12 protein-coding genes are annotated in these 18,605 nt (G+C 64.2%); 1 reads left to right on the top strand and 11 read right to left on the bottom strand.

Annotation, left to right across the window (positions count from 1 at the left end):
- Positions 1-91: 91 nt before the first annotated feature.
- The 10 genes from idi to ACEWQZ_RS01270 form a co-directional block, all read right to left on the bottom strand.
- Positions 92-682, bottom strand: coding sequence for an isopentenyl-diphosphate Delta-isomerase (gene idi / locus ACEWQZ_RS01225; RefSeq protein WP_476481247.1), 591 nt, complete (start codon positions 680-682; stop codon positions 92-94).
- Positions 672-2,951, bottom strand: a complete 2,280-nt coding sequence (locus tag ACEWQZ_RS01230) for a hydroxymethylglutaryl-CoA reductase, degradative (protein WP_476481248.1) — start codon at positions 2,949-2,951, stop codon at positions 672-674. Before ACEWQZ_RS01230 ends, idi begins: the two co-directional genes overlap by 11 nt.
- 7 nt (positions 2,952-2,958) lie before the next feature.
- Positions 2,959-4,020, bottom strand: coding sequence for a mevalonate kinase family protein (locus ACEWQZ_RS01235; protein ID WP_476481249.1), 1,062 nt, complete (start codon positions 4,018-4,020; stop codon positions 2,959-2,961).
- Positions 4,017-5,000: a diphosphomevalonate decarboxylase gene (mvaD, locus tag ACEWQZ_RS01240; protein ID WP_476481250.1), complete on the bottom strand. Its 984-nt coding sequence runs from the start codon at positions 4,998-5,000 to the stop codon at positions 4,017-4,019. Before mvaD ends, ACEWQZ_RS01235 begins: the two co-directional genes overlap by 4 nt.
- 72 nt (positions 5,001-5,072) lie before the next feature.
- Positions 5,073-6,404 (bottom strand): sensor histidine kinase, encoded by a 1,332-nt coding sequence (locus ACEWQZ_RS01245; protein ID WP_476481251.1) that lies wholly within the window; start codon positions 6,402-6,404, stop codon positions 5,073-5,075.
- 835 nt (positions 6,405-7,239) lie between these two features.
- Entirely contained in the window at positions 7,240-8,616 is a 1,377-nt protein-coding gene (locus tag ACEWQZ_RS01250; RefSeq protein WP_476481252.1) for an NAD-dependent succinate-semialdehyde dehydrogenase, read from the bottom strand.
- Entirely contained in the window at positions 8,613-9,875 is a 1,263-nt protein-coding gene (doeA, locus tag ACEWQZ_RS01255; protein ID WP_476481253.1) for an ectoine hydrolase, read from the bottom strand. The genes ACEWQZ_RS01250 and doeA overlap by 4 nt, the downstream gene beginning before the upstream one ends.
- Entirely contained in the window at positions 9,872-11,140 is a 1,269-nt protein-coding gene (locus tag ACEWQZ_RS01260) for a diaminobutyrate--2-oxoglutarate transaminase (protein ID WP_476481254.1), read from the bottom strand. Before ACEWQZ_RS01260 ends, doeA begins: the two co-directional genes overlap by 4 nt.
- A 54-nt stretch (positions 11,141-11,194) precedes the next feature.
- A complete protein-coding gene (gene doeB2 / locus ACEWQZ_RS01265) occupies positions 11,195-12,367 on the bottom strand; it encodes a N(2)-acetyl-L-2,4-diaminobutanoate deacetylase DoeB2 (protein ID WP_476481255.1) in 1,173 nt (390 codons plus the stop codon).
- Positions 12,368-12,618: 251 nt separating this feature from the next.
- A complete protein-coding gene (locus ACEWQZ_RS01270) occupies positions 12,619-15,627 on the bottom strand; it encodes an HzsA-related protein (protein WP_476481256.1) in 3,009 nt (1,002 codons plus the stop codon).
- 220 nt (positions 15,628-15,847) lie between these two features.
- Between ACEWQZ_RS01270 and ACEWQZ_RS01275 the strand changes: the two genes are divergently transcribed.
- Positions 15,848-16,852: a class 1 fructose-bisphosphatase gene (locus ACEWQZ_RS01275; protein WP_476481257.1), complete on the top strand. Its 1,005-nt coding sequence runs from the start codon at positions 15,848-15,850 to the stop codon at positions 16,850-16,852.
- 82 nt (positions 16,853-16,934) lie between these two features.
- Here the strand turns inward: ACEWQZ_RS01275 and ACEWQZ_RS01280 are convergent, their stop codons facing one another.
- A complete protein-coding gene (locus ACEWQZ_RS01280; protein WP_476481258.1) occupies positions 16,935-18,389 on the bottom strand; it encodes a bifunctional 2-methylcitrate dehydratase/aconitate hydratase in 1,455 nt (484 codons plus the stop codon).
- Between the last annotated feature and the right edge of the window lie 216 nt (positions 18,390-18,605).

Genomic DNA, 18,605 nt, shown 5'->3' on the forward strand with positions numbered 1-18,605 from the left:
CGGACGAGTTTTGGATCGGCAAGGGCGTGGGCGATATGTATCCAGGCCTGCCAGGGCGCCCGTTGGCGATGCAACCCCAACCGACGACACCTCAAGATGCCGACAACATCTCCACGCGGTTCCAATACGTCGCGCGCAGCTCGCGCCACTCCATCCGGAACCACGGGGTGACATCGGCCTGTTCATCGGCAATCAGCGCATCCACTTCGGCGGGCGTGAGAAAGCGCCAGTCGTCGATCTCGAGCGGGTTGGGCTGCAGATCCGACGGATTGACCCGACCGATATATACCCGACACAGCTCACGCTCGGAGCCCAGATCACCGTAGCGGGCGTGGTAGCTGAACTTGTAGAGATACTCGAGCGCCGTGGCGGCCACGCCAAGTTCTTCTTGCAGGCGGCGCTGCGCGGCCTCGTCGGTCTCTTCGCCCGCGCGCGGGTGGGAGCAGCAGCTGTTGGCCCAGTACAGCGGCCACAGGCGCTTGTCGGCACCACGCTGCTGGATCAGCAGGCGACCGTCGGCATCGAACAGAAACACGGAGAAGGCGCGATGAAGCACGCCCTCGCCGTCGTGACACTCGCCCTTGGATTGCGTGCCCAGCACGCGGTCTTGCTCATCGACCAGAATCAATTCTTCGCTGTCGTGGGAAACGGACCTTGCCGGTCCGGCCTGTTCAAGTGCCACCGATCTGTACCTCCAGTGCGTTGTAACCAGCCGCGCGAATGGCGCGGGCAACCCGTGCGCTGTCATCAGGACAAAGCGCGATGATGGATCCCCCCCCTCCGCCGCCGGTCAGCTTGGCGCCGACGGCACCATTGCTGCGCGCGACCTGCAGCAGCTCTTCAAGCTCCCAGCTCGATACCTGCATGGCATTGAGCAATCCCTGGCAGACGTTCATCAATTCGCCCAGCGTCTCGTAGTCGCCGCTTTTGAGCGCGTCCAGCCCGTTGCCGGCAAGCGTGTCGATCTCATCGAAGATCCGCTCATACAGCGCCGGGTTTTTCGTCCAGGCCTCGCGTACGCGGGCCACGGTGCGGGCTGTCAGACTTTCGACGCCGCTCATGCCGATGACGATCGGCAGCGGCTCGCTCACCTCGATCACCTCACGCTCGGGCTGCTGACCGTTGCGAAACAGCATGAACTCGCCCCAGGTGGCCAGGGTGTTGTCGATGCCCGATGGGGTGCCGTGGGCCACCTTCTCGCACTCGAAAGCCAGTTCGTTGATGCGTTCGTCGCTCAGCCCCAGTGAAAAATGCGCGTCGATCGCGCGAATGACGGCCACCGCCAGCGCCGCCGACCCGCCCAGGCCCATCGCCCGCGGCACGTTGGGAAAAACCTCGATGCGCATGCCGCGCCCGGTCAGACCCAGGGCTTCGAGCACTCGCGCAATCGAACGCGCAAACGATTGCGGATGCCGGGCGGTAAAGTCCAGGCGCTGCTCCACGCCCCAGCGCGGAATGATCAACTCCACGCCCTCGCGCGCCTGCTCGACCTGGGCCTGGATCGCCAAAGGCACCGGCGCGGCAATGGCGCGGCGCCCGTAGACCACGGCGTGCTCGCCGAGCAGAATGATCTTGCCGTGGCCGGCACCCAGGGCTTCGCCCTCGAGCATGTAGTGCTCATCGCGGCGCTCGCTGTCTTCGAGTGAAATCGCGGCCGGCTCGGTCTGGGAGCGTACTTCGGTGATCAACTCCTCGGCCTTCCAGATCTTGATCTCGCCCGAGGCGATCAGGCGCTCGACCACGGTGTCGAACAGCTCCGGCGGCGTCCCGGCGGCGGTCGCCACGGAGCGCGCGTGCAGGGTCATGTGGCCCTGCTGAATGCCTTCGGTGACCAGGGCGCGAATGGCTGAAAAATTCTGTGCCAGGCCGACCGCGCCCATCACCTCGGCGAGCTCACGGGCCGAGTCCACGCCCAGCATGCGCATGTTCAGAGCCACCGTGGGGTTGGTCTGCAGCGGGCCGCCGACCGTACCCACCTTGATCGGAATTTCCAGTTCCCCGACCAGGTCACCATTGTCGTCCTTGTACCACTGTGTCAGCGAGGCGTAGCGACCGCCGCGGGCAGCGTAAGCGTGCGCGCCCGACTCGATCGCGCGCCAGTCGTTGCCGGTGGCCAGGGCCACGGCGTCGATGCCGTTCATGATGCCCTTGTTGTGGGTTGCTGCCCGGTAGGGATCGATGCGGGCAAAGTCATTGGCCACGATGATGCCGTCGCGCACCTGCTGGCCGTCGAAGCCCTTGCCGGTCAGGCTGTCAACGGGAAGACGGACGCGCGCCTTCACCAGCGCCCGATCGGTCAGGTTTGAAAGAATGCGCAGAAAGACGCGGCCATCGGCAATGGTTTCCACCAGCGAGGCGACACCCTCGCACATGGTATTGACCAGGTTGGCACCCATGGCGTCACGGGTATCGACCAGCAGGTGGACTACCACCATATCGCCGCCCGGGCCCTGGGAGGGATGGATGAACACCTCCAGATCACGGGCGCCGCCGCCGCGCGCAATCATTTTCGGGTGCAGGCTGTTGGCCAGGTTGAGAATCTCGGCCTTGCGCTGCAAAAGTGCCGCCTTGGCCCGGGAGGGATTGGCCACGTCAACGATCTGGATCTGGCCGATGAGCTGGGGCTCCATGCTCTCGACGCTGAAACCACCGGATGCGCGCGCCAGCTTGGCCGCCGAAGACAGGGCAGCGACAATCGAGGGCTCCTCGACCACCAGCGGCACGACATACTCCTTGTCGTTGATCAGGAAGTTCAGCCCCAGGCCCACCGGCAGGCCCATGACGCCAACCACGTTCTCGATCATCTTGTCGGCCAGCTGCACCGACAAGGTGTGCTTGCCCGACTGCAGGCTCTTGTAGTCGTCCGGGCCAAGCAGGCCACGATCACGCACGGTTCGCACCCGCTCGGGCACGGACATCTTGTAAAAACGGGGTATCCGGGATCGTTCCATCACCTGATCACTCTTGTGTCACGCGCACGCCTTGCGCGTCCGGCCGGATCGTCAACGTCCGCAGCCCGGCCTGCCGGCACAGACGGTCGAATTGCGATCCGAAAGTCGTATCGAGCGAAGCGGCGATCCCCAGATCACCGCCACCGGCACCGCAGGGTTTGTATACCCCGCCCAACTGCCTGGCCAGGCCACTGGCGATCCGGTGCTCGCGGGTCACAACCTCGCAGCCGACCAAATCATTCATTTTACCCATTATTGCGCCATAATCGGAGAAGCAGGCCAGAAACTCCGCGGGGTTGCCGCCCTCCAGCGCTGTGATGCCGGCCCTGGCCACCGTCTGCATCCGGCCGCGCATGCGGTCATGCTCCTGCAGAGACTTCTCACGCGAACGCTGCCAGGCGGCCAGCAGCTCGGCCGTCGAGGCCGGCTCGCCGGTCCAGACGAAGCTGACGCCAATCTCCGGCGGCAGCGCAAGAGGCCGGAGTTCGATCTGCTCGCCACGGATGGAATAAGCCAGCAAGCCGCCACACAGGCCGGCTGCCAGGTCAATGCCGCTGCCGGCATTGCCCTGGGCTTCGCGACCGGGAACAAGCAGGCGTGCCACGGTCTCCGCGGCGGCCTCCTGTGATCTGTCGCCGATAAAGGCGGCATGCACAGCCGCATCGATGGCCACCGCAGTGGCCGCGCTCGAGCCAACGCCCAGCTTGACCGAGCGCCTGCCGCTGTTGTCGAACAGCTCGGCGGTATCCACGCGCATGCGAAACGGCGTGATCCGTGCACCCTGCCGATGGAGATGCGCCACTACGGAATCGATCAGCGCTGCGGTGCGGACAAAGGCCGCAGGCATGGCGCCCTGCCACTGCAGGCGGCCCGCCGCGCCGACGGCAAAACGAACCGCCGGAATATCGAGCTGCGGCGCCTCGACGCGACAGTCGGACGCGGCGCACTCGGTCAACTCCACCCGGCAGCGGCGATCGACGGCCTGCACCAGCGCCGGCGCGCCCTCGAGTACCGCATACTCGCCCAGCAGCACGACCTTGCCCGGCGCGCTGGCAATCCAGCGCTTCACGACGCGGCGACCAGGCCGGCGCCCGCCCCCAGGCCGGAAACCAGCACGCCGCTGACTCCGGGCTGGCCACGCAGCGCGCTGGCGACCCGCTCGCCTTCGCCAGGCAGGCAGATGGCCTTGACCTGCGGCCCGGCATCGATGGTGAAAAATACGCCGGTGCCGGACGAACGCAGCGCGCGCACGGCATGCAGGCAGGCCAGCGTGGCCGGATTCCAGTACACCAGCCCGGGCCGCGCGGCCAGCATCGAGGCATGCATCTTCAGCGCGCTGTGCTCGGCCACCTCGGCCAGGGCCTCGAAATCGCGAGCGGCAATCGCCGTGCGGGCGACATCAAGATCACCCGCCACGGTTTCGATCCAGACGGGGTAGTACGGTGAAGTGCGCATGGTGTGATTCATGCCGTCACGCGAACTCACCGGCTTGCCGCCGGCATCGGTGATGGCCACAACCACTTCCAGCGGCCACGCGCTGGCGGGCAGCAGGGCCTGCGCCACCGCGTCGGCACCATCGTCGCGCTGGCCGGCCTGCATTTCCACGAACCCGCCGAAGATCGAGCGCGCCGCCGAACCCGACCCGCGGCGGGCCAGCTCAGAGAGCCTGCGCTCGGAGAGGTCAAGACCGAAGGCGCCAGCGGCGGCCACCACCAGCGCGGCAAAACCCGAGGCCGAGGAAGCCAGCCCCGCCGAGGTCGGAAAGTCGTTATGGCTCTCCACCCGGCAGGCCGCCGTGGAGTCGGCCAGTTCCCGCATCAGATTGAGCACGGCGCCGACGCGACCCGGCGGCTGCTCAACGCCGTCGAGCAGGACAAGATCAGCGCCCGAGGACGGCGCAAGCGTGACCGTGGTATGCGTCTGCAGGCCCGCCAGCGTGACGGAAATGGAGCCGGCCGCCGGCAGATTCAGCGCCTGATCGCGTTTACCCCAGTATTTGATCAGCGCAAAATTCGCCCCGGCGCGCGCAGTGGCTTTCTGAAAAGACATGTCCGCGTTGTCAAAGTGAACAAAGCCCAATGATACGGACTTCGGCTCGGCATGAGGCTTGCCTTCAGAGCATCAGCCCGTGCCCCCGCCAAAGCGCTTGAACGCGGCTTGGGGAAACTCGACGCGAATTTCCGTACCCGCACCCAGCTCGCTGTCGGCGTGCAGACGCCAGCCAAAGCGATTGCACAGCCGGCGGACAATGGACAGACCGAGACCATACCCCTCGCTGGAGCGGTCGTGGCCGCGGTAGAAGGGCTCGAACATGCGCTCCAGGTCGGTCTCGGCCATGCCGCAGCCCGAGTCCTGGACGGTCACCCCGCTATCGTCGATCAGCACCTGAACGCGACCGGTTTCGGTGTAGCTCAGCGCATTGCGCAACAGGTTGGTGAACACGATCGCCAGCACCCGTTCCGGCGCACTGATCTCGAGCAGACCGTTGCCACGCAGGTTGGTTGTGACCTCGGGACGATCGAAGGTCGCCGCAATCTGGTCAAGCAGATCAGCCAGCAAGTCATTGAGCACCACGGTGGACCAGCTCAAGCGGCTTTCGCTTTCGCGCGCGAGAATCAGCAGCGTCTCAACCAGAGCCTCCATGTCGCGAACCGTCCGGTTCATGCGCGCGACGGTCTTGGCCTGCGCTTCGGGATCGCTTTGTTTGGTCAGCAACCCGAGGTTGGAGCGCAGTACCGCCAGCGGCGTGCGCAGTTCGTGGCTGGCGTTGCGGGTGAAATTGCGCTCGCGCTGGATAAAGGACTCCAGCCGATGAATGAACTGGTTGAAGGCGTTGATCAGGGCCAGCGTTTCCGTATCGGTGGTCTCGCCGAAGGCGTCCTCGCTGAGCTCCTCGAGCTGACCCGAGCGGAAATCGTAGTTGCGCACGGCATCGGCCAGTTGAACCACCGTGGATACGGCCCGCCTCGACATCACGTAGCCGAGCCAGGTCAGCAGGTAGATCAGCAGCAGTACCCCGGTCAAGGGAGCAACGCCAAAATACCAGGCCAGAGACGACACCTGCATTTCGTGAAACACCAGATAGAGGCGGTCGCTGCCGCGCTCGGACACATGCACCACCGGCCGGGATTCGTTGCCCCGGTGCCCGCGACGAAAGCCCGGCGACTCCTCACGCAGCCAGGCCGGCACAGTCGAGGTATCGCCGTCCCGGGCCAGAAATGCCGTTAAATTATTGGTATCGGGCAGGGGGAAATCCGCGTCATCAGCGTAGCGGTCCCAGAAATACTCGGCTTCGCCATTGAGCGCTTCCTGAACGAGCACGCGCTCGACCACCCAGGCCGCGGCATACACGCCAAGCACGGTCGCCATACTGATCGCCAGCGCCTGCAGCAGAAAGACGCGAACCAGGCGGCTGCGCAAGCCGCCGCTGAGAGGGCGATCAAGCGGTTTCATCTGAGCTCTCGGGAGCCGAAGCACTCAACTCGGACCACTCGCGGCAGTGCTCATCGCCGAGCAAATGCCCGCAGGCCATCAAAAACATGTGCCCACGCTGCCAACGAAGGGCCTGCTCCTGCGAGACGAAACTGTGGCGACAGGATAAATCTGCCATGGCCAATTGAACCCGGCGAAGAAGATCTGCATTCTAAAAGCGTTTTCTGTCCAATCAAGCGCTCATTAAGCGCTTCCGACGATCAAGACGACGTGAAAAGACCGGCCCGCTACCCTACCCGCTACAATGAAGCGCCCTGGCTGATGGGAGCATCCCGATCCCTGAGTTCGTCGCAAGAATTTTCGCGCTGGTCGCTGGGGCCAGCTGCACGTGGCTATGGCTGACAGGCCCGGCAAGTCCCGGTGTCGCTTTTACGGCGCGGACCTTCACTATCGGACTGGGCGTCGCGCTGTTCACCATCTGCGCCTTGATACCCAGCCAATTGGACGAGCGTGTCCGACTGCTGGGCGCGAGCGGCCTGATACGCAGTTTTGGTTTTGTAGGTCTGGCGCTATTGGCCAGCGTGCTGTACGCGGTATCCGGACGATAGCGCCGCGAGATGCATGCCGGCCCAGGCGGTTGCTGGCTGGTTAGCTGGTTAGCTGGTTAGCTGGTTAGCTGGTTAGCTGGTTAGCTGGTTAGCTGGTTCGCTGGTTCGCTGGTTCGCTGGTTCGCTGGTTCGCTGGTTCGCTGGTTCGCTGGTTCGCAAAGGTTATGATGCCCGGGGCACATAAAGCAACATTAAACAGAGCCTATCCCGGCGCAACTAGCCAACCAGCCAACCAGCCAACCAGCCAACTAACCCTTGGATGGCCCCACCCACACCTGTTGCGCGTTGACAAACTCGCGGATGCCGTGGGGCCCGAGCTCGCGGCCGATGCCGGAGCGCTTGATACCGCCCGAGGGCAGCCTGGGGTCGGTCTTGACGATGCCGTTGATCGCCACCTGGCCGGTTTCCAGCCGGCGCGCCATGGCCACGGCACGCTCGGTGCCGGCCCACACCGCCGCGGCCAGGCCGTAGCGGGTGTCGTTGGCCAGCGCCAGCGCCTCTTCTTCGTCGGCGACCTTCATCACCACCGCCACCGGGCCGAAGGTCTCTTCCCTTGCCGCGGTCATCTCCGCGGTGACCTGGGTGAGCAGGGTGACCGGATAGAAGAAACCCTCACCCGCGGGGATTTCGCCCCCCAGCGGGCATTGGGCACCGGCTTCCACGGTCTCGCGCACCTGGCGATGCAGGTTCTCGCGCAGGTCGTTTCTGGCGATCGGGCCGATATCGGTGGCTTCCTCGGCAGGGTCACCGACCTTCAACCGCGCCAGACGCTCGTGCAGACGCTCGACGAAGGCGTCGTGCACCGACTCCTCGACGATGATGCGCTTGGCCGCGATGCAGCTCTGGCCGGCGTTGATGATGCGCGACAGGCAGATGGTGTCGGCGGCGGTGTCGAGATCGGCGTCGGCGAGCACGATGGCCGGGTCGGAGCCGCCCAGCTCGAGGATGGAGTGCTTGATTTCGGCCGCCGCGGTGGCGGCGACGATGCCGCCGGCCTTGTCCGAGCCGGTGAACGAGACCGCCTGCACACGCTGATCGCGGATCACGCCCTCGACCCGCTCGGTTTCCAGCGGCAGGTTGGCAAAGATGTTCGCCGGGGCACCGGCGCGTTCGAACAGCTTGCCGATGGCTTCGCCACAGGCCGGCACGTTGGGGTCGTGCTTGAGCAGGCAGGTGTTGCCGGCCATCAGCGTGGGCGCGGCAAAACGGAAGGCCAGCCAGAACGGTGCATTCCACGGCAGGATGCCCAGGATCACCCCCAGCGGCAGGTACTGCACGTAGCTTTCGCTGGCATCGGATGCCAGATGCTCGGTGGCCAGGTAGGCTTCGGCATGTTCAGCGTAGTGCTCGGCGCACCAGGCCGCCTTTTCGACCTCGCCGCGCGCCTCGCCAATGGGCTTGCCCATCTCTTCGGTCATCAGCCGCGCCAGCGACTCGGTGTCTTCGCGCATCAGGGCGGCGACGTCTCGCAGCACCCGCGCACGCTCATCGAAACCGGCCGCTGCCCAGCCGTCAAAGGCCGAGTGCGCGGCGGCCAGCCGGCGCTCCAGGGTTTCGTCGTCGAGCGCGGCGAGTTCGTACTGGACCCGGCCGGTAGCCGGATTGATCGATTGGAGCATGCTCACCTCTTTCCTGCTTCGTTGATGTGCTTGACCGCTTCGCCATCCGGAACGCGCGGCGGGTGCGTGGTTTTCGGCTCGGGCAATTCCCGTGGCGACTGGTCGGGCTTGACGACGAAATCCTCATCGAGGGTGAAAAAGGACTTGCTACCGTTGGCGGTGATGTAGATGGTGTCGGAAATGCCGACCGTCTTGTCGCCGTCCACGCCCCACATCCAGGGAATGATGTGGAAGGTCATGCCTTCCTTGAGCACCCTGGAGTCGCCCTGCTTGAGGCTGATGATGTAGCCCTCGTCCCAGCTCGGCGGAAAGGCAATGCCGATGGAATAGCCCGAACGCGTGATCAGCCGCGCGTCGACCTCGTTGGCGGTGATGATGTTGCGGATCAGGTTGTCGGCATCGGAGACGGTCATGCCCGGGCGCAGCACTTCCTTGAACTCGTGCAGCGCCTGCTTCATGCGGTCCTGGGCGTGCCTCATCGACGGCGACAGCTCACCGAGAACGATGGTGCGCATCATCGCGGTGTGATAGCGGCGGTAGCAGCCGCCAACCTCGAGAAATACGTGCTCACCGGGCTGCACCGTGCGCCCTTCCCAGGTGGCGTGGCCGATCATGGTGCGCGGACCGGAGGTCACGTAGGGCATCACCGCCGGCGGCTCGCCACCGGCACGGAACATGGCCGCGCTGATGGCCGCGCCGATCTCGTTTTCGGTCACCCCGGCGCGAGCGGCCTCGAAGCCGGCCTGCATGCCCGCCTCGGTGGCCGCGGCGGCCCGCCGCATGACCTTGATTTCATGCTCGGACTTGCAGATCCGTCCTTCTTCGACGATCCCGAAGCAGTCGAACAGCCGGCCATCGAGGAAGGTCGTGTGGATGCTGTCCTGATGGTAGGCGGCAAAGTAGTAGCTGTTGCGCTCGTAGCCGATGCACTTGCTGCCCAGACCGAACTCGCGCAGCGACTCGACCAGCATCTGGATGGCATCCCCCGTATCCGGGTAGGGCCGGGTCTTTTCCACCCAGGTGCGCGCATGCACGTTCGACTCTTCCATCTGGCGGGTGATCATGAACGGCTCGCCTTCAAGCGGCACCACCAGGGCCTGGAAGAATGAATATCCGGTGGTCTGATAGTCGGTCAGGTACATCAGGTTTTCCGGGTCGGTGATCACCACCGCGTCGAGCAGGCGCTCGGCCATGCGCTCGCGCAGGGCCTCGAGGCGGCGCTCGTATTCCTCGAAGGGAAAGGTCATGTCATCGCGCTGTCTCACGCCGCCGCCCTCCGCGCCGAGGCCACCGCCTGTTCGAGAATATCCAGCCCTTCGTTCAGGTCGGCCTCCGGGGTGGTCAGCGGCGGAATCAGCTTGAGCACGCGGCCGCCGGTGCCGCAGGCGCCGATCAGCAGGCCGTTCTCGAAGCTGGTGGTCGCGATCTGCTTGGCCAACTCACCATCGCCGACGTCGAGCGCCTGCAGCATGCCGCGACCGCGCACGGAAAACTCCCCGCGACCGGATTCGTCCGCGATCGATTGCAGGCGCTTGCGCATGGTTTCGCTGTTTGCCTTGACCGCGTTCATCAGCTCGTCGTTCTGGAAATACTCCATCGCCACGGTGCCGGCCACGAAGCTCAGGCCCTGGCCGCGGAAAGTGCCGGTATGCTCGCTCGGCGACCAGTGCTTGTCGTGCTCGGGCTTGGCCAGCGTCATTGCCAGCGGCGTGCCGTAGCCGCCGACGCCCTTGGCCAGCGCGATGATGTCGGGGTCGAGCCCCATGTCGTCGAAGCTGAAGTAGCTGCCGGTGCGCCCGCATCCGGCCTGAATATCGTCGTAGATCACCAGTGCGCCGAGGTCGCGGGCCAGATCCTGAACCGCCTTGAGCCATTCGGGTCGGGCCAGGTGCACCCCGCCCTCGGCCTGGATCGGCTCGAGCACGAAGGCTGCCGGGGCTTCCAGGCCGCTGGAGGAATCTTCGTACATGGCCCTGAGCTGATCGACCCAGGCCAGGCACTGCTCGAGCGGCACCTCTTCGCTGCCGTAGGGCTGGCGATAAACGTGTTCCAGCGGCACCCCGGCGGCGTTGCGGAAGTAGGAATTGGCGGTACACGCCAGCGAACCCAGGGTCATCCCGTGAAAGCCGTGCTCGTAGGCCACGACGCCGGGGCGACCGGTGACCTTGCGGGCCAGCTTGAGCGCGGCCTCGACGGCGTTGGTGCCGGTCGGCCCCATGAACTGCAGCTTGTGGTTCCAGCCTCGGGGTTTGACGATGGTTTCGACGAAGCTTTCGATGAAGTCACGCTTGACGTCGGTGTACATGTCCAGGCTGTGGGCCACGCCATCGCGTTCCATGAACTCGATCATGGCGCGCTTCATGCGGTTGTTGTTGTGCCCGAAGTTGAGCACGCCGGCGCCACCGAAGAAGTCGATGTACGACTTGCCGTTCTCGTCGGTCTGGCGCGCGTTGGATGCGGACTTGAATACGGTCGGATACAGACGGCAGTAGCCGCGAATTTCCGATTCCCACTGTTCGAATACCTGCATGATGCACCTCCTGGCAGCTCGCTCCCGGCAATCTTCCGCCGGGGGCGGGCGTGATTACTCCTTCACGGGAACTCCCGCGATGCGGACGTATAGGCGGCCGACCACGTCGATCAGCCGGTCGTTGAAATCGTATTCGGGGCTGTGGCAGGGATGGTGATTCCCCAGGCCGTCGTCGGCCCCGATCAGGGCAAAGGCGCCGGGAATTTCCTTGAGGTAATAGCTGAAGTCTTCCGACGCCATGATGGGTGTCTTCAGCCCGGCATCGAGCGCGCCGTCGCCCAGCTCGGTGAGCAGCGCCTGGCGGTACGCTTCGGCTTCGCGCTCGTGGTTGACCGTTGCGTCATAACGCGGATGGATGCTCACATCTGCGTTGACACCGTGGGCGCGGGCCGTGTTCCGGGCAACTTCAGTGATCAGCTCGGCCATCTGCGCGCGCGTGTCGGGGTCGCCGAGCCTGAAACTCCCCGCCAGACGGGCGGTGGCCGGCGTGACGGTTGCCGAGCCGCCGTCGGCGTGCAGGCTGGTGACGCTGAGCACCGTTGGCGCCTGCGGCGAGATGCGGCGGCTGACAATCTGCTGCAGGGCCGTAACAATCGCGGCGGCGGCCGGCAGCGGGTCGCGGCACAGCTCGGGCTGGCTGGCGTGCCCACCCTGGCCGTGGATGCTGATCTCGAAAGTGCCGTTACCGGCCATCACCGGGCCGTCGGGACAGGCGGCCTTGCCAAAAGCAATCGCTGGCCAGTTATGCCAGCCGAAGATCGCCTCGACGCGGTCGAGCGCTCCGTCATCGATCATCGCCTTTGCGCCGTGTCCGCCCTCCTCGGCCGGCTGGAACAGCAGCGTCACCGGGCCGGGCAGCCGATCTTCGTGCGCTTTCAGCCAGCGGGCAGTGGCCATCAGCGTGGCGGTGTGGCCGTCATGACCGCAGGCGTGCATTCGCCCTTCGGTCGTCGACGACCACTGAACACCGCTGGCCTCGACGATCGGCAGCGCGTCGATATCTCCGCGCAGCGCGATGTGCCGGCCGGGTGCCCCGGGGGCCAGCGTGGCCACGGTGCCGGTTTCAGCGCAGGCGCGCCAGGGAATACCCAGGTTGTCCAGGCGCTCGCGGATGGCGGCGGCCGTCTTGACCTCCTGCCAGGTCAACTCCGGCGCGCGATGCAGGGCGCGACGAAACACCACCGCCTCGTCGACCACGGCCTGCCAGTTGTCTGCGACCCGATTCAACACGCAGCACACTCCCGGTCAATGAAAATCGCCCCGGACTGAAACCCGGATGCATCGGAAGATTCCGAAAACGCGCCCGCCCGAAGGCTAAGGCCGTGTCTTCCACACTAGCCGGGAGACCATGCCGTGTGCAAGCGCTTTCGTTTAGGGCCAAAACTGTTGTGTGGCAAGCATTTACGATATCCGGGCGCCGCGGGAGCTGCAGCCAGCCAGCGGCTGGCCATCACGCTCTCGCTGCACCTGAGCAGACCTCAGCCCTCGAAGTGATCGGAGAAAATCAGCCCGGTATCGGTGCTGTGAAAGCGTCTGCTCAATCGGGTGATGTTGCCCTGCCGATCGGCCACCTCGACATACAAGTGAGCATCACGGAGCCCCGAAGGCATGCCTTCGGGCAGATCGATCACCCAACGCCCACCCCCAAGCTTGCGAGCCAGGTCAGCCAGCTCGGAATCGGCTGGCCGGCCCAGCAGCTCGAAGTCAGCGCGGATCGACAGGCTGCCTGCGGCAAGACCGCTGTTGGCGTCACTGGCACCGATACGGATGGCGTCAATCGTCTGCGGCGCGGGCTCCGGCCGGGGGCTGGAAATGGTCAACGTGGGGCGCTGGGCGTCCATGAACCAGCCGTAGTCCGCGGGCATGTCGAGCTGGCTGCTCAGGTCAATGGGCGCGCCCAGATCGATCCAGCGGGCAATCGTCATTTTCTGCTCGATGGTCAACGGCGCCACGCCGGAGTCGGGCGGCGGCATGATCTCGCCAGTGAAGTCGATATCCGCATCGTTGGGATCAGCACCTGCTGGCAGGGTGCCGGCTTCACCCGGCGTTGTCGCACTGGGATGGTCGTCGTTATCCCAGCCGTCCAGCCGGCGGCCGAAGACTTTCCAGACCAGCAGGCTGCGCCGGCTCTGGAATTTGCGCAGGTAGCGGCTGGCGTTGGTTTGGCGCCATGTCCCGTCCGCGAGCAGCGAGGGGTAACCATAATCAGCGCACTCGTCTGCGGCCAGGCGGCGATAGTCTCCCGGCAGGTCAGGCACATTCCACTTGCAACCATCGACCAGCTCGGTTTCCGCCAGATTCAGATTACCGGCGTTTTCGCTGGCGTTGTGGCACTGCACGCAATGGCTCTGGAGAATCGGGCGAATGTCATGCAGGAATTCGATGTCGACCACTGTCTCGGGACGCTGTTCGAGGACCAGATTGCCTTCGGGATCCTGGCTGATCATTGGCGTGCCGGCGAGCAGGTCGGGCACGTCGAAGCCCGGCTGTGCTGCCACCGTTGACGCGAAGGCCAGCGGCTGCTGGCTGTGCGCATGACAGCCGCCGCAGTCGGCTCGCACTTCGCCGGGCCGGACCTGGTGCCAGGTCTGCGACATGTTGAGCACCATGCCGTTGCCGTCTATGGTCTGAAAGGTGAACGGCGTATCGGCCGGCAGTCGTGCGAGGAAGCTGGTGTCCGGATTACCGTCATCGTCCATGATCGGCTGCCCGTCATCGTCGGACTTACGCACCGGAATTTCGCCGAGAATACGCAAGCGCTCGTTGGCATGGTTGATGAAGCCGTTGGTACTGCTGCCGTTGGCGCCGTAACGGCGATCAGGAATCCCCTCCATGGCCAGCACGCGAACGGCCTGGATCTCGCTGTTGTCGTACTTGCCGGCATCCGCACCCTGGTAGATCCAGTTGCTCCAGCGGCGATTGCGATGGTTGCGGTTCTGCGAGGTGTTGAACGGGTCCAGGCCATCAAAGGAACTGGAACCGGCATGGGGAAAGCTCTCGCGCCGATACAGGCTGGAGCTGCCGACCAGACCATGGGGCGTGCCTTCAGGCAGCAGCGGATGCTGTTGACCGTCGTTGGGAAGCCACTCCAGCTCGGCCGGCTCGGGCACGCCGTGTATCGCCATGTAAGGCACCACCGCCCGCGGCCAGGCGGCATTGAATGCGTCATTTTCGACCAGTTTCACCAGGCTGTCGGGAGACCGGACAGGCTGAGAGTCCGGCACCAGATAGATACCGCTGTCGTAGTAAGGCCTGGGCGTAGGCCGCTTGAGATCGTTGGCCGGTCCAGGCGACCACACCACCAGCAAGTCATTGCCTGGTGCAGCAGACGGGTGCGTGAACTTGCCCACCCGCCGGCCATTTTCGCCCTCAGGCGCCGCGTTATCGAAGTGGTGGGTCATCGGCGTCATGCTGTAATAGCCGCGCGGCGTATAAGCCATGGTGAAAGTGGCGCGGTTGCCGGAAGTTGACGTGTAGTCGATGGGCGGGTTGTGCTGCGGATCCCAGCTGTAAAAAGCCGGTTCACCGGGGGGCGGCGAAGGTGGAAAAGCGTAGAGCGCGCCAAAGCCATTATTGTTGATGTTGTAGTAGGCCTCGACCACGATATCGCCGTTACCAATCTGGGTCATGAAGTGGAAGGCATCCGGGGAAGACATGGCACTGACCAGAGGCTCCCAGCCCCTGCCGTCGGGCCGAATGGCCCACAGGCCCCACAGCCGCCGATCACGCAAGCCCTGCGATTCATAGCTGGAAAACATCAAACGGCCGTCCTTGAGGATGGTCGGGTGCAAAGCACTGCCGAGGGTCATGGGCGCAATTGCTTCGACGTTTTCACCGTCATCATCCATCACGAACAACTGCATCGTCGGCGTGCTGAAAGGACGAGTAGGCAGAAAGCCGTTCCGGCTGCTGGTAAAAGCCAGTCGACGGCCGGGCAGGGGCATGGGGCCCAGATTGAACACGCCGTAACCCAGGCGGTCATGCCCCGGCGCCGGATTGACCGGATTGGATTCATCCCAATTCCCCGAGCCTGTATTGGGCGTGAACTCACCGAAAGTCAGCTGCTCGATCCGCCGGCTGGTCAGATGAATGCGGTAAATATCTGCGCCGGCCACGGACAGATTGCTGCGCTGTGAATTGAGGGCATCATCGCTGACGTCGTGGAACAGACTGTAATAGACCCATTCGGCATCAAAGCTCACCACCGGGTCGGTCACCGAGCAATCGCTGCAGTCAATCAGGATCTCTTCGCTGCCATCGGGATGACGAAGAACCAGGTCAGCACCGGGATCGATACGTGCCGGGTGGCCAACCTCCGGCCAGATGGTGTTTTCCGTGTCGCCAAAGCGCGCCTGGCGAACATAGACAATGTCGTAGTCGACGGCGCCAGCCGCGACACCAAAGCTGGCACAGCCACCCAGCAGCAGCATTACCCCGACACGAATGCAGATCACATTCAGCCGGCTTGATAGAACCATTCGCAACATGAAGCGAAACTCCCTCGGCAACTGATAACACGGCCCCTCTGAATGACGCATCCTAACGGCAACGCCCCGGAATATCAGCGAACGCGCAGGCGAATGGCTTGAACGGCACTGCCAGGGCGCCGAACGGGAAAACGCCTTCCGAACCAGCTTGGCGCCAATGCTGCCGCGGGCTAAAATGGGCGGTTTTGATCTTCAGCCCACCACTGTCTGGACAGAAACCATGCGCATCGGCACCACCCTCACCCACTACATCATCCGCAACCAGCGCGACATCGAAGGCGCCAGTGGCACTTTCACCGGTCTGCTCAACGACGTCAGTGTGGCCTGCAAGAAGATCGCGGCCCTGGTCGACAAGGGCGCCCTGGTCAATGTTCTTGGCGCGGCCGACAGCGAAAACGTACAGGGTGAAAAGCAGAAAAAGCTCGACATCATTTCCAATGAGATCATGATCGAGGCGCTGGAACACAACGGGCATATCGCTGCGCTGGCGTCAGAAGAAATGGAGGGCATTCACCCGATGGCGGCCGAACGCCGCGGCCGCTACCTGTTGCTGTGCGATCCGCTGGATGGCTCATCGAACATCGACGTCAATGTCTCGGTGGGCACGATCTTCTCGATCCTGCGCGCACCCGCTGATGCCAGGGAACCCGTCGAAGCCGACTTTCTCCGCCCCGGCACCGAACAGGTCGCCGCCGGCTACTGTCTGTACGGACCCTCGGCCATGATGGTACTGACCACCGGGGAAGGCGTGAGCATGTTCACTCTCGATCGCGATATTGGCGAGTTCCTGCTCACCCGCGAGGACGTCGCCATTCCCGAAGACACCGGTGAGTTCGCCATCAACGCATCGTACAAACGTCACTGGGACGAGCCGATCAAGCGCTACATCGACGAATGCCTGGCCGGCGCAGACGGCCCGCGCGGCCGCAACTTCAACATGCGCTGGGTCGCCTCGATGGTGGCCGAAGTCCACCGCATTCTCACCCGCGGCGGCATTTTCCTGTATCCCGCCGACAAGCGCATCCGCGCCGAAGGCAAGGCCGGAAAACTGCGGCTGATGTACGAGGCCAACCCGATGGCCATGATCATCGAACAGGCCGGCGGCGCGGCCAGCACCGGCGAGCAGCGCATCCTGGAAGTCCAGCCTGACGAACTGCACCAGCGCGTGCCGGTGATCCTGGGCTCACGCAACGAGGTCGAGCGAGTCGCCGGCTATCACGGCTGATCCGCCTCGATGAAATCCACGCGAAGACGAAAAAGGCCGCCCGAAGGCGGCCTTTTTCGTGTTGCATCGGAACGGTGGATCGTCAGCCCAGCGACCACAGCGCAGTAAACTCCGGTACCGTCATCGCCTTGAGCGGATCGAAGTCCTCGGTGGCGGCCAGGATGGCGCTTGTCTTGCGCTCCGACAGATGCTCGGCCACGGCGGCGGCGAACTTGTCCTCGAGCAGCGGGATGCCCTCTTCGCGGCGGCGGCGGTGGCCGACGGGATAGTCGATCGAGACCTTGTCGGTGCTCGAGCCGTCGGTGAAGAACACCTGCACCGAGTTGCCGATGGCGCGCTTGTCGGCGTCGAAGTATTCTTCGGTAAAGCGCGGATTTTCCTTGACCGTCATCTTTTCGCGCAGGGCGTCGATGCGCTCGTCGGCGGCGACTTCGTCGCTGTAGTGCTCGGCGGTCAACTCGCCGAAGATCAGCGGCACGGCCACCATGTACTGCAGGCAGTGGTCGCGGTCGGCGTAGTTGTCGAGCGGGCCGGTCTTGTCGATGATGCGCACGGCCGCTTCCTGCGTTTCGAGCTCGATACGCTCGACCTCGTCGAGGCGATCGGCAACTTCGTCGTACAGCTTGTAGGCGCACTCCACCGCAGTCTGGGCGTGGAATTCGGCCGGGTAGGAAATCTTGAACAGCACCTGCTCCATGACGTAGCTGCCCAATTCTCTCTCGAGGACAATATCTTTGCCGCCAAACAACACGTCCTGGAAACCCCAGCCCTTGGCCGTGAGCGCCGACGGGTAACCGATCTCGCCGTCGAGCGTGATCAGCGCAAGCTGCACGGCGCGGCGACAGGCATCACCGGCAGCCCAGCTCTTGCGCGGCCCGGTATTGGGTGCGTGGCGGTAAGTTCGAAGCGCACCGCCGTCGATCCAGGCCTGGCTCAAGGCATTGATGACATCGTCGCGATCGCCGCCAAGCATCTTCGTGACCACTGCGGTGGAGGCGACGCGCACCAGCAGCACGTGGTCCAGGCCGACGCGGTTGAAACTGTTCTTGAGCGCCAGAATGCCCTGTATTTCGTGGGCCTTGATCATCGCTTCAAGCACGTCTTCGACCTTGAGCGGCTCGCCGCCCTGGGCCACGTCGCGGCGCGAGACATAGTCGGCCACGGCAAGTATTGCGCCGAGGTTATCGGACGGATGGCCCCACTCGGCCGCCAGCCAGGTGTCGTTGAAGTCGAGGTAACGCACCAGCACGCCGATATCGAAGGCCGCCTTGACCGGATCGAGCTTGTAGGCCGTGCCGGGCACGCGCGCGCCGATTTCAAGCTCCACGCCGGGCACGACCGGACCGAGCAGTTTGGCGCATTCAGGAAACTTCAGCGCCAGCATCGAGCAGGCGAGCGAATCCTTGAGGCAGTAGTGGGCTGTCTCCCAGGCCTCCTTCGAGGTGATTTCGTAATCGCAGACGTAATCGGCGATGTCCTGAAACAGCTGGTCGGGGTCGGGGCGGCTTGCCGAGCGAATATCGATCTCGCCACTCATATCGGTGGGACTCCTGATGGGGATGGGTGAATCCCCCTATTCTAAGCTACTGGCGGGAGAAGAAGCTGTCGGGAATGAAAACCTGTAATCCGAGGCGCCAGATCCGAAACAGAATCCGGGAGCGGCTGGAGGCAGACGCGGAATCAAGAACAAGCAGCGACCCTGCCGACTGGCCGTTTCGATTGTCAGATTTCTGAGCCTACTTCGAATCGGGTG

The sequence above is a fragment of the Wenzhouxiangella sp. YN1 genome, from assembly GCF_056324145.1.